This window comes from Zavarzinella formosa DSM 19928 (genome assembly GCF_000255705.1).
Lineage (GTDB): Bacteria > Planctomycetota > Planctomycetia > Gemmatales > Gemmataceae > Zavarzinella > Zavarzinella formosa.
The window spans coordinates 1027659-1040243 of record NZ_JH636439.1; the positions used below are offsets into that span (position 1 = coordinate 1027659).

12 protein-coding genes are annotated in these 12585 nt (G+C 56.1%); 3 read left to right on the forward strand and 9 right to left on the reverse strand.

Features of this window, described 5'->3' with window-relative positions:
* Positions 1–27 precede the first annotated feature (27 nt).
* The 6 genes from pssA to aroF all read right to left on the reverse strand — a co-directional run bounded on the left by pssA (position 28) and on the right by aroF (position 7286).
* Positions 28–945 (reverse strand): CDP-diacylglycerol--serine O-phosphatidyltransferase, encoded by a 918-nt coding sequence (pssA, locus tag BGIM_RS48735; protein ID WP_020468715.1) that lies wholly within the window; start codon positions 943–945, stop codon positions 28–30.
* A 57-nt stretch (positions 946–1002) separates the two neighbouring features.
* Positions 1003–1833: a phosphatidylserine decarboxylase family protein gene (locus BGIM_RS0105090; RefSeq protein ID WP_202947218.1), complete on the reverse strand. Its 831-nt coding sequence runs from the start codon at positions 1831–1833 to the stop codon at positions 1003–1005.
* A gap of 191 nt (positions 1834–2024) precedes the next feature.
* Positions 2025–2609 (reverse strand): class I SAM-dependent methyltransferase, encoded by a 585-nt coding sequence (locus BGIM_RS48740; protein ID WP_020468717.1) that lies wholly within the window; start codon positions 2607–2609, stop codon positions 2025–2027.
* A 177-nt stretch (positions 2610–2786) separates the two neighbouring features.
* Positions 2787–4268 carry a tRNA (N6-isopentenyl adenosine(37)-C2)-methylthiotransferase MiaB gene (gene miaB, locus BGIM_RS0105100; protein ID WP_020468718.1) on the reverse strand — a complete coding sequence of 494 codons (1482 nt, stop codon included), beginning with the start codon at positions 4266–4268 and terminating at the stop codon, positions 2787–2789.
* Between the two features lie 129 nt (positions 4269–4397).
* Positions 4398–6167, reverse strand: a complete 1770-nt coding sequence (locus BGIM_RS0105105; protein ID WP_020468719.1) for a multiheme c-type cytochrome — start codon at positions 6165–6167, stop codon at positions 4398–4400.
* A 102-nt stretch (positions 6168–6269) separates the two neighbouring features.
* Positions 6270–7286 (reverse strand): 3-deoxy-7-phosphoheptulonate synthase, encoded by a 1017-nt coding sequence (aroF, locus tag BGIM_RS0105110; RefSeq protein WP_020468720.1) that lies wholly within the window; start codon positions 7284–7286, stop codon positions 6270–6272.
* Positions 7287–7366: 80 nt separating this feature from the next.
* Between aroF and BGIM_RS0105115 the strand changes: the two genes are divergently transcribed.
* Genes BGIM_RS0105115 through BGIM_RS0105125 form a run of 3 tightly spaced genes read left to right on the forward strand, consistent with a single transcriptional unit; the run spans position 7367 to position 10055 of the window.
* Positions 7367–8278, forward strand: coding sequence for a DUF6585 family protein (locus BGIM_RS0105115; protein ID WP_020468721.1), 912 nt, complete (start codon positions 7367–7369; stop codon positions 8276–8278).
* Positions 8278–9426 (forward strand): acyltransferase family protein, encoded by a 1149-nt coding sequence (locus BGIM_RS48745; protein WP_020468722.1) that lies wholly within the window; start codon positions 8278–8280, stop codon positions 9424–9426. The genes BGIM_RS0105115 and BGIM_RS48745 overlap by 1 nt, the downstream gene beginning before the upstream one ends.
* Complete coding sequence (locus BGIM_RS0105125; protein ID WP_020468723.1) at positions 9423–10055, forward strand: class I SAM-dependent methyltransferase; 633 nt, start codon at positions 9423–9425, stop codon at positions 10053–10055. Before BGIM_RS48745 ends, BGIM_RS0105125 begins: the two co-directional genes overlap by 4 nt.
* A 143-nt stretch (positions 10056–10198) precedes the next feature.
* On the opposite strand, the gene BGIM_RS0105130 is transcribed toward BGIM_RS0105125, so the two are convergent.
* The 3 genes from BGIM_RS0105130 to BGIM_RS0105140 form a co-directional block, all read right to left on the reverse strand.
* A complete protein-coding gene (locus BGIM_RS0105130) occupies positions 10199–10603 on the reverse strand; it encodes a hypothetical protein (RefSeq protein ID WP_020468724.1) in 405 nt (134 codons plus the stop codon).
* A gap of 189 nt (positions 10604–10792) precedes the next feature.
* A complete protein-coding gene (locus BGIM_RS0105135) occupies positions 10793–11509 on the reverse strand; it encodes a hypothetical protein (protein ID WP_020468725.1) in 717 nt (238 codons plus the stop codon).
* A 78-nt stretch (positions 11510–11587) separates the two neighbouring features.
* Positions 11588–12364, reverse strand: a complete 777-nt coding sequence (locus BGIM_RS0105140) for a hypothetical protein (RefSeq protein ID WP_020468726.1) — start codon at positions 12362–12364, stop codon at positions 11588–11590.
* Between the last annotated feature and the right edge of the window lie 221 nt (positions 12365–12585).

Consider the following 12585-nt stretch of genomic DNA (forward strand, 5'->3'; position numbering starts at 1 on the left):
TGACGACCGATCAATTTTGGCCGCTAATTATTGCCCCTCGACATGAACCTGCTCTGGTGGCGTCTCTTCAATCGGTAATGTCGGAGGCTGTGTGCGGCGTCGCCAAAGCGCCCGCATGGGTGTTGAGAATGCGTACCATCCGAACAGAAGCGGGACCGCAATCTGTGGCATCACGAAGATCACGGCCACTGCGAAAACCAACTTGATCATATACGAAACATTTTGCCGACCACGAACCATGTAATGGAAGGTGTCCGGATAGCGGACTCGTGACACCATCAGGCATGCGACCAAGAGTGTGACCGGCGGCAGAATGCGAGCCATCGCCCAGTCAGTCCAGTCAGCGAATCCCTTCCACATAAAGTCGTCAGCCGTAATCTCCAAAGACTTTAGCCCAAATACCATGAGCGGGAAGGAGGCGACTGTGCCGGCGGCGGCGGGCGACGGAAGACCGCAGAATGATCGGTCTTTGACGGTGTCATCTGACTCGACGTTGTATCGGGCCAGTCGCAGCACGGTGCAGGAAACATAAAGCGCGGCGATCAGCCAGAGCAACCGATGGTGGAAGCCGGCCGCGAGCTGGAGCATCAGTAAAGCTGGCGCTGCCCCGAAACTGATCGCGTCGCAAAGAGAATCAAGCTGGGCTCCGAATTCGCTGGTCTGTTTCAATCGACGGGCCGTGCTTCCGTCCAGGGCGTCAAAGACCATTGCCAGATAAATCAGACATGCGGCAGCGAACAGGGATGTGGTTTGGTCGAAACCGGTCCAACGGCCGGCGAAAGTAATCGCGCCGAACCCGCAGATGGCATTCCCGAGTGTCAAGAACGTCGGCAGGACAGACACCGACTTTCGGGCCATGGCCGCGCGGACATCCCGATCCGTCATGGCCTGATGGACCTTGCGGGCGAGGGGCAATCCTCGGCGATCAATTTTGCGTTTGGACATCGGCGCCCCCTCGCTTTCATGGAGACAGGTTTTCAACCCGCTCACACGCAACTCCTGCTATTCGTATGCCGCCAAAACCGTCTGCCCGGCTTTTACTTTGTCCCCAAGTTTCGCACAGATTTTCAACCCGTTGTCACGCGGCAAGACAAGTTCGGTTCGCGAGCCCAGTTTGATCATGCCGAACTGCTCCCCGCGGGCCATTTCATCGCCGGGCTTGAGCCAGCAGACGATTCTGCGGGCAATCGCCCCGGTGATTTGCCGGACGACATACCGCCGGTAAGGGGCTGTCGTCTCTTGCATCCGAACCGATAGTTGTTCGTTTTCGCGGGCTGACTCCGGACGCAAAGCGTTCAAGTATTTGCCCGGCTTGTAACGCACTCCAATCACCCGGCCTGCCACCGGAGCCCGGTTAATATGGACGTTGAAAATCGAGAGAAAGATCCCGATTCGGACGGCCGGTCCGCCGATGAAATCGTCGTCATCAATCTCATCGATTGCCACCACTTTGCCGTCCGCAGGCGAGACAACCAACCCGGCTTCCATCGGGATGCGTCGCGGCGGGTCGCGGAAAAACCAGACGATGTGCAATCCGATGATGACCAGCGAAGCGACGACAAGCCAGCCAATCACCTGAAGCAACAGGTCGATTTCGGTTCCCGGCCAATTCAGCCAAATGGCCAGACCGGCGGCCGGTCCGAACGTCATCAGCGAGAATACGAGCAATTCGGCCAACCCGGACCGGGCGAACGGAATCCGGTCTCGCCAGCGAAACAGGTCGTCCTCCGGATCCCAAAAATAGCCTGGCTGATTCCGGAAGAACTTCACGTCTCTTGGGTCGATCACCTCGTGCGGACAGCCATTCACTGTTCCTTTGCGAGTCGCGGCCATGCGACGCACATATCCTGGTCGAAAAGTCTTCAACCAGAACCGTCGCCAGCGCCCCCAAGCCAGTTCGAGCCGACAAACCACCCCGCCGCCGGGCTGAATCCATCGGAGTTCCGGGTCCATCGGTTCAAGTGGCAGTGGCCCGTTTTGAGTCACTGGTGTTGGTTCATCAGACGGCAAGGTCATGTGATCAATCAAGAGGTTGATGCGGCATCGGCAGACCGCTCGAATGTGAGGACGCTGGCCGGCGGGATGTTAAGCATGACTCGTTGCGAGGGGAGAGCCCGAAACCCTTCGACGACGAACCGGCGCCATGCCCGCCGGGAGTAAGTGAATTGCACATATCGTCGGCCGGGCCGAAGCACGCCTCGAATGGCCGCGAGAATCTGCCGTGACACCTCCACCGGGAACGCAAGCAGCGGGAGCCCGCTCAGAACGGCTCCGACATTCTCGGGGGCAATCCCCAGAACTTTTAAGTGGGTGTCCAGATACGATGCGTCTCCGCGAACCACTGTCACCGTCGGGAACGTCTTTTCGAGTTGGGCGGCAAAGGCCTCAATGATCTCAACGGCGACGATCCGGTTATTGGGGAATCGTTTGACAAGTTCGCGGGTCGTGACGCCCGTGCCCGGCCCGAGTTCGACGAGAACCTGCCCGTCCGCGATCTGTCCGGCTGCGCGGGCAATTGCCCGTGCGAGGGAACGACCGCTGGGGGCGATGGCTCCGGTCGTCCGCCACCGGGTGAAGGTATGAGCCATGAATAGGATGGATTCTTTCATTCGCGAGCGTCTTAGGTGTCGGGCGTCGGTGTTTTGGGTGGTTGAGGCATAAAAACGGTGCCTGCTTTCTTATCGGTCCCGCATCAGTTGGCAACCACGCCCGTTTCTGGACCCGCCGCTCAAGGTCTGAATTAAAACTCTTGCGACGCCAGTTTGTTTGATGAAGACCGATCTGTTTCAAACCATTGGCAATCCGAACCGCCGTGTCGGGACCATCTTTGGGAATGTCCCGTCCCGTGCGGTCAGTTCGTCTGATCCCACCTCGCCTGTCAGCACGGTGGCATAAAGTGTAAACGGGCTGGCCTCGTCAACTCGCAGTTTAATCATTTGACCGATGAGTCGCTCATTCCCCTCGAAGACCACGATATGATCAGTGGTCGTCCTTCCGGTGAGTTGTCGGGGACCGGGGCCGATTTGTCGTTCGCCGACCTTGCTCGGACCTTCGACAAGAACCTCCACAATCGACCCGACACGCTGCTTGTGATCCTCCAGACAATTCAGGTTCTGCACCGCCAGCAGATCGTTATTGCGGCGTTTCTTCACATTCTCGGGAATGTCGTCCTCGTACAGGTCGGCGGCCTTTGTGCCTGACCGGGTGCTGTACTTGAAGATGAAGCTGTTCTTGAATTTGGACTCGCGGACGATGTCCATCGACTTTTGGAACTGCTCCTCCGTTTCGCCACAGAAGCCGACGATGAAGTCGCTCGTCACGGCCACGCCCGGCACTTTTTCCCGGCAGCGGGCGAGCATTTCGCGGTAAAGTTCCACCGTGTAAGTGCGCTTCATCTTTTTGAGCATCTCGTTGCATCCCGATTGCACCGGGACGTGAAGATACTTGGAGACTTTCGGCAAATCACGCACGGCGTCAAGGAGATCATCCGTCATGTCTTTCGGAAAGTTCGTAATGAACTTCACGCGAACGAGGCCGGGAATGTCGCAAAGCCGTTCCAGCAAATCGCTGAGGCGTGTCACCCGACCGTCGCCGTGATCGTAGCGGTAACTGTTCACCGTCTGGCCGAGCAAGGTGATTTCTTTGCAACCTTCATTCGCCAGCTGTCGGCATTCGGCGACAATGTGATCCGGAACCCGGCTTTGTTCCGGGCCACGGGTGGCAGGGACGACGCAATAGGTGCAAAACTTGTCACAGCCGATTTGGATGCGGACAAACGCTTGAAACGGCGTCGGCCTCATGGTGGCGTCGCGGGGGGGATCGAAGCTCTCGAAACTCGCCTCGACTTCGCTTCGACCGCCGTCTTTGCGACCGAGGCTGAGGGCGTACTGCGGTATCCGGGTTCGTTCCACCTCAGCAATCAATTCCGGCACTCGGGCGAGTTGACCGGTGCCGACGACGAGATCAACGTGAGGCATTCGGTCGCGGATGTGTTCCTGATCTTTTTGGGCCATGCAGCCCAAGACGCCGATCACTGTTTCGGGATGCCTCTTCTTGTGCTGGGTCAAGCGGCCGAGGGCTGAGTAAATCTTGTCCTCGGCATGTTGCCGGACGGAACAGGTGTTGAACAGAATCACGTCCGCTTCGGTCGGGATGTGAACCAGTTCATAACCTTGGCGGCGGAGACTGCCGACGACGAGTTCGCTGTCCAGAATGTTCATCTGGCAGCCGACGGTGTCGATGAAGAGAGTTTTCGTGCGGTCTTGCATGACTGGCCTCGGGGAATCGGGTGTGAAACCCGTGCCGGGGAAAAGAAAACACCGCAGGGAAATGCCCCCTGCGGCGGGTGATTCCAAACAGTGATGATATGACTGTTCCGAAGTTCGGAACAGTCATGGTCATTTCTGGTTGACGACGGGCTTGACGGGCTTCTTTACCAAGCCGGTATGAACGACGTTCTTCCAGTAATTGATCAAGTCGAAATGGGGGTCGTTCTCGGGGTCATGACATTTGGCGCATGTCGCAATGACACCCTGATAAACTGGTTGCTCGACGGGGTCTAACATGGCATATTGTTTGTTCGTGTCTTTTTCAGCCGCCATCGCCGCAAATTTTTGAACACTGGGCAGCTTGGCGTTTGGATTCCCGGCCTTCCACGGACTGAGCATGGCCAAGTATTTGCTGGTCGGTTTCTTCAATTTCAGGTTGGCTTGCTCCTCGTCAACATGGAGATTGCCGGGACCGTGGCAGCTTTCACATTGCACATTCATCAAATGCTTCGTCACTTTATCATTCACAAAACCAGTTTTGTAATCGTATCCAACCGTGTGGCAGATGATGCACTCACCATCGAATTGCCGTCCGGTCGGTTTCACAGATGTCTCCAGTGCCTTGTAAGCACCCGCGTGTTTTGAATTGAACCAAGCGGCATGTTCGGCTTGATGGCAGGCAACACATTGGCCGTCGCCGACATAGGCTGCGTTTTTGAACAGGATTTGGGATGTGTGATCTTTTTTGCGCATGCGCATATCGGAAAGATAGTCGTTATCCCTGACGGTGTTCGAGTAGTCTTGAAGCGTTTTCAACACTGGATGATCGGCTTCCTTGCCAGCCGGAGTGTCGAATTCATCGGTGATGGCGACCCGCTGATAGAACAGCTGGATTGCACCGCCGATCTTGTACACACCAATCACGCCAACATTTTGCCCTTTGTGGCCAACCTGAACGATGATCGTGTTGTCATTGTTTGCCTTTTTAGGCATGTTTGGCGGTTCAGCATCGTTGGAGAGACAGATGACCACATGAAACTGCGGGTGAGCGGCGGCAATGGATTCCGCATCAGCCTTCACCCCTCTCGGATCTTTCCAATCCAACGGACCATTGTACATGAGTACGTTCAAATCTGGTACGTTTTTCGCTTTGGCCCAGCCTTTCAAGACCTGATTAAGCACTGGTCCAGGTCGAGGGCTAAACTTCACCGAATTGTCGGGGTTCGCAGTTTGAATTTCTGCGCCTACGATACCCACCACACCAATGTTGAGTCCGGTTTTGGCGGTGATGATGTCCGATTCAACCAATGCCGAACCACCGTTGGCGTTTGGGAATTCGTCACGGTTATCGATGTTTGCGAAATGTACCTTTGGCGTTTCATTGCCTTTTTGAGCGGAATATTTGGCCAGTGGGTTGAGAAGTTGAGCCGTAAGTTCTTGAACACCTACGCCAACGCCTTGATAACCCATCAGTTTCATGGACTGCATTGAGCATTCATATTTTGACAGGGTCTGTTGGAATGTCGGGGTGTAATCCAAAGGTTTCATCACATCACCGAGATCGAGCCCAACGACTTCCCATCCTTTCGCCCGCAAGCTTTCCATGAAGTTGTAACGGCGATCCAATCCTCCTTTTTGAGGGTTGGAACAACCGCATTTTTGAATGTAACCGTTGGTCTGTCCGGTGACGACGATCACCATCTCCGGCTTGCCTTTGGTCGGCCAGTGGGTGAACAATTCTTGTGGTTCGGATTTTTTCGGCGGATCGGCGGCGAGCAATTCATTTGTGTGGTAGCGGTCGGCATAGACCCAACCGATGGCCGCCAAACCGGCGATCAGGACGAGACTGGCGATATAGTACCGGCCTCGTGACGGGCGGGGCGAGTTTGTGGTGGCCATTCGAGAACCTCAAGGAACCAATCTTGGGCGCGGGAATGCCTGTGACGGCAACGCCCGCACGTCCGCTTCATTTTATGTTATCGGACGAACAGCCTTCCGGGTTCACCCCATTTGCCTGCCCAGCGGTTCCGCGATTTGTCGAAGCGACCCGAGCATCTTCTGAAAGTTGGGGAAATCGAGGGATTGCGCCCCGTCCGACATGGCCCGGTCCGGGTCTGGGTGAATTTCCACCAACAGCCCGTCGGCCCCGGCGGCGAGGGCGGCGAGCGACATCGGCGGGACGAATGCGCGTTTGCCCGTCCCGTGACTTGGATCGACGAAAATCGGCAAATGGGAAAGAATTTTTGCAGGTGGAATCACCGAGAGGTCCAGCGTGTTCCGGCTGTGGTCAGAAAACGTCCGCACGCCTCGTTCGCACAAAATCACCTGATAATTGCCGCCGGCCATTACATACTCGGCGGCCATCAGCCATTCTTCCAGTGTGGCACTCATGCCGCGTTTCAGCAACACCGGTTTGCGGGTCAGGCCCACCCGTTTCAGCAGGGAAAAATTTTGCATGTTCCGCGTGCCGATTTGGATCACGTCCACGGCGTCCTCGACGGCGGCGGCATGTTCGGTGTCCATCAACTCGGTCACAATGCCGATGCCCGTGCGTTTTTTCACCCGTTTGAAGATTTCCAAACCTTCCAGTCCCATTCCTTGAAAAGCGTAAGGGCTTGTTCGGGGCTTGAAGGCTCCGGCTCGCATAAGTTTGACGCCGTTTTCCATCAGGAACTCGGCGGTTTTCATAATCATCGCTTCGTTTTCGAGCGAACAGGGCCCGGCGACCATTGTGAAGGTCTTTGAATTCACCTTTGTGGAGGCGATGTCAAAGGCCGTGTCGGCCGAGTGCATCTCGCGGCTGGCGAGTTTGTAAGGTTTGGTGACGCGGATACACTCTTTGACGCCCGGAAGCACCTCCAGCAACCGGGAATCGACGGCGCCGGTGTTGCCGGTGATGCCGATGGCCGTGCGGGTGGCTCCGGGCAACGGATGTGGCGTGAGTTCCAACGCCCGAATCGAGTCCAACACCCGGCTGATTTGCTCGGGACTCGCCCCGGCTTGCATGACGACCAGCATGACCAACCCACTTTCTCAATATCGGTCTGACGGGTGATATTATACCCGTTGGGAAGAACAACAAGCGGTGAGGAATACCGTTGGACGATTCACCGGACACCACTCCCCGAGACATTGGTTCGGACTTGGCCGAAATCACCAGCCGGCTTGGCGAACCTGATTCCATGCACCAAACGAACCGGGGCCGGGTGATCTGGCGGTTTGTGTTTGGTGTGTTTTTGGTCGTCGCCTCGGCTGTTTTCCATTACTTGTTCTGGACGGAAGAAATCCCCTGGCCGGCCGCCCGGCATTTCAAACTTTGGGCGTTCATCCTTATCGCCGGGGTCGTCGGTCCCGGCGGGGGGCTGGCGTTGATCGGTTTTGCTGTCAAAAGCATGAAAATGTGGGTGCTGACATATCCCGCCGGGCTGTTCGTCTGGCATCGCGGGCAGGTTTGGGCTTATCCGTGGGGTGACATTGTCAGTTTGCAATTCAGCGGGTTGCCCCCGAAGGCCGCGTTCAATTTGCTGAAACTGTCCGATGATCCCCCGGAAATGGGTTGGTACGATTTGGAAAAAAGCAGCGGCCGAATCTTCGGCACATCAATCACGCTTGAACGAGCCAACGGGGAGGAAGTCTCGATTCCCTCAATGTTGGATGATTTCGCGGAACTCGGCGAACGCATTCAGCGGGAAACCTTCACGCAGATCTTTCCCGTATTGCGAGAACGTCTGCGAGCCGGTGAAACGGTGGAAGTTCAACCATTTGCCATTTCCCCAATTGGGTTGACCTACGACAAAAAAGAATTGACTTGGGCGGAGATGGAACGAATAGACCGTGTGGGAGAGGAGTTGCACATCTTCAATAAAGACAAGAGGCGGCCGTGGAAGAAAGTTCCCATGGGAGTGGTTAAAAATCTACATATCTTCATGGGATTGGTCGAGGCGATGTTGACATCAGATCGTGGGAAAACAGAACCGTCAAGGGAAGAAAACGACGGGGAGAAGTCTTGATGTTGTCTGCGTTTATGCGTTACCGAGCCACTCGAACCTTTGGCGCGCTCAACGGTCTTCGCGGATTGAGTATTCTGGCGGTCATTTCACATCATGCCGCCGGTCACTTGGAATGGTTGCCGATGAGCCATGACGAGCGAGGATTTTTGGGCGTCGATCTCTTTTTCGTCCTCAGCGGGTTTTTGATCGTCACCCTGTTGCTGCGTGAACACGATGCCACGGGAGGAATCTCCCTGCGGCAATTTTACATACGGCGGACACTCCGCATCTTTCCGTTGTATTACGCAGTATTGCTGCTCACGCTGATCATTTATGGCTTCCAAAAGTCGGGGCCGGAGGTTTCGGCGAAGTTCTTGCGAGATCTGCCGTTTCTGGCCAGTTACACCAGCAATCTGGTGGTTCTCGCCTCGGCGACACCGTTGTTCGTTGCGTGGTCGCTGGCTACAGAGGAGCAGTTTTATCTGATCTGGCCGGCGGTGGAAAAGTGGTTGAAGGGTCCGATGCTGGCCATGGTCTTGGTGGTTCTGCTGGCGATCAATCAAATCATCAATTTTCGGCTGGCGAACGGGTTGCTCGAAAGTGTTTTCGGGCCGGGATGGGAAGGGTTGCTGATTCTTCAAATCACCTTCACGCCCATTTTGCTTGGGACAACGCTCGCCCATTGGCTGCATCATCCGCGGACATTTCAGTGGCTCAACCATTTGGCGGGATTTCGGTTCGCCTCGGTGCTCTGGGGCATGGCTTTAATCGCGGTCCTGAACATTCCCCAGCCGGATATTCAGGGGCTCCATCGTCTGGTGATTCAATTGTTGATGACCGTTTTGCTGGCATCATGTGTGATCCGGGAAGATCATCTTCTTCAGCCGATTCTGAAATTCAGGCCTCTTGCCCGCCTTGGCGTGGTGAGTTATGGCATGTACCTCATCCATATGTTTGTTCTGCCGGTGAGTAATGGCCTTCTCTCCAAATTGCATTTCGAGCGGCCGGAGGCCCGGTTTTTGATGACGACCTTGTTGTCGTGGATTGCCGCCGAGATCAGTTTCCGGTTCTTTGAACACCGGTTTCTCGCCCTCAAAGATCGATTCACCCCGAACCGGGATACTAGGAACGTCCCGGTTGCACCAACCACGGAGAGTATCCCGTCATGATCCGATGGCTGCTTCGGTTGCCCCTCAAGGCGAGTTGTTTGGGGTTCAAAAAAGGCCCGCATGTCACGCGGTATGCGATGTATCGCCGGATGGCCGATTTTCGCTGCCCAAACCCGGCCGGGCTAAAGGTGTTGTCGATCAGCCATTCCGAGCCGCTTTGCCATATTTTGGGATTTGAAGATTCTCAACTCACGGATGCCAGTTACCCGGCCGTCAACATTCTGAGCCTGCCTTACCCGGATGCGACATTCGATTATGTGATCAGTGATCAGGTGATGGAACATATTGAAGGAAATCCAAACGCCGCGTTCGACGAATGTTTTCGAGTGCTGAAACCTGGCGGGATGGTCATTCACACGACTTGTTTCATTAATCCCATCCACGGATTCCCGAGCGATTATTGGCGGTTCACGCCGAACGCCCTCAGTTTCCTATGTCGGGACAAGGCGACAATCTTGGAATCAGCCGGTTGGGGGAATCCCTATGTCTGGCTGTATTCGGCCATCGGGATGCGTTCCCAGCCGATTCCTCATGCGAGATGGCATCCGTTGAATTGGCTCGCTCGCAAGAATTCGCAATACTGGCCGATTTCAACGTGGGTGGTGGCCAAAAAGCACGAAGTTGCTTGAACATGCGCATGGAAAAGGCCGGGGGTGTCGCCCACATCACCCACCGGCCGGGCGGCCAATCTCACGATCAACTCGCCCAATCCAGTATTAGGCATTCGTCAAGAGGGCGGGCAAGCAACCGAGTGGATTTCGGTTGCGAACCATCACTTCGGTTCCCACATAAAGAAGTCGCGCGGGCTGCGAATATAAGGATTTTGCGGGAACACCAGCGTGCCGCCTTGGGCCGCTTCCATCGTCGGGCCATACGGACCCTGATTGCCGCCGTGACCCATGCCTTTATGATTTCCGGGGAAGGCGATTTTGTCGATGAATGCCTTGTGCGGTTCCAGCAACCGGCTGATGGCGGGACGCACACCATACACGGCACTATGAAGATGACCGCCCGCTTGCGGGTAACCGTAGCCGGGGGCGGCGGCGTATTCGGGGCCTCCTTGGGCACAAGTTGAACACCCACCCGTCGGACCTGCTGCGACCACTTGAGCCGAGGCGGAACCGGCTGACGCCGTCAGGGCGATCACGGCCGCCAAGGCGAACATGAGCTTCTTCATTCGGGAAAATTCCTTTCTTCCAACATGCGGACGGACACCGTGTCGGCATCCGTGTGTGTGGGTAGCATCGGAAGAAAAAACGACCGGTCTGCGGGGAATGAATGCTCAAAGACGAGGACAGGCCGGGATCGGGATGTTAATCCCGGCAAGATGGGAGAGGAAGCGTCAATCGGCAGAAACGGCTTGCGACTAACCGACCGAAATCATCAGGACGACCAGAAGAACCATCCAGAACAGCATCAACAGCATGACCGTCACGGCGGCCGTGTACATCCAGCCGGCAATGGCCAGCCGGGGGGCGTTGATGCCGGTTAATGATTTCTCAATCGCCGCCTCGATTTGAGGCCGGACGTTTGCCCAATCCCCGTTCCATTTCAACAAGACATGATTCATCACCCGGAAATTTTCGACCATCAACCCGGCCGGGGAACGACCGGTTTTCCCGTCGCTGATCGTCCACAACGGGCCGCCTTGTTGCCATTGCAAATGAAGTGCGGTGAGGGTCGCGGCCAGCAGAGTTTCCAATCGGGCCATGTCGATGTTGTAAATGGCCGTCACCGATCGTCGGGACCGGATCAGGCCGGGAATCACGCCGAGCATCAACAGAAAATACCCGGCCGACATGAGCGACCACGCACGGGCTTCCCGGGTTCCGAACGTTCGTAGTTCGGACCAGTTGCCGTAGGTGTGGGACCGCCATCGGGAGTCAATCACTGTGAGAAACAACGGGCCAGAAAGCAGGATGAAACCGGACAGTCCCAACAGGGTGGCTGTGAAGTCCCAACTACCGGAAACCATCACCGGGTGCGGTTTGGAGTTGAGATTGGCGAGATAAAGGAGATAAATCGCCAGCGGCATGAGGCATACCAGGCAGCCCGAACCGATGAGGATCAGAGACGATTCCAAACGAACATCCCGCCGTTTCCAAGGGTGAAAAGGATCATCTTCGCCGGGACCGGGTCGTTGGGCAATGGTCCCGGAAAACTACCGGGTATTCCGCACCAGCGCCGAAGGCCGGTGATCGGCCGAATTCAGGGCGTTCCGCATTTCCCGGTCTTCCCCCGCCGGAAGCGGGGCAAACACGGCGTTGGCGGCGGCGGCTCGCAATGCTTTTTCCGCCGGGCGGGGTTGGTCGAGCCGACTCCAGACGAGATGAAGATACCATGCGGAGCGGGCATCATCTTCCTTCAGTGTCCTGGCTTCCTTGAGTTCATTGGCGGCCCGGCACCAAAGTTGTTCGGCCTCCGGGCTGAGTTCATTCGGGTCTTCGGCTTTTGACTGAACTTCCCCGGCAATCAGGTGCAAACCAATCCCGCGGTGTAGTTTCTCCGCAAAGGCATCTTCCCTGACTTGGGCAATCTCCATTAACCGGGTATGGCAATGAATCCGCTGGCCGAGCAATGGAAGGCCGGAAGCGGCCGCCGTTTCGTCAAATCGCGCGAAATGAAACTGAGCTTCCGCATGGCGATCAAGTTTGAATAGCAATTCGGCCAGTTGATTCCGGAACACCAATTGGTCCGGATGATTTCGCAGATGTCTCTTTAGATGAGTGGCCGCTTCCGCATCGCGTCCGGCGACCATCGCATCGGCCGCCAGACCGAGAGAATCTTCCTCTTCCACCGGGGAATCAACCGCCCGGCTGACGGGCAACGCCGCCACTTCATTTGGCTTGCTTTTGAGATGTTCGGGGGAGATGACATGGCAGCCCGCCACGCTTGCACCGCCGACCAACAGACAGCCCCAAGACCAGTATCGGGTCACGGCAACTCCCCCGCGAAAGACCGGTCCGGGATGGATCGGGCGACGAGGGGAAATATCGAATATCGGGAAAGCCGGGATTCAGCGAAAGATGGCGATGTTTCCGCAAGTGATGGCTACTGGGTCCGCTCATGCGCATCGGGAAAACCGGGGGATCTGGATAATTTTCAAGTGAAAATTGGCGAGTCAAATAACTAAACAGTGGCCGTTTCAGGGATTCTTTG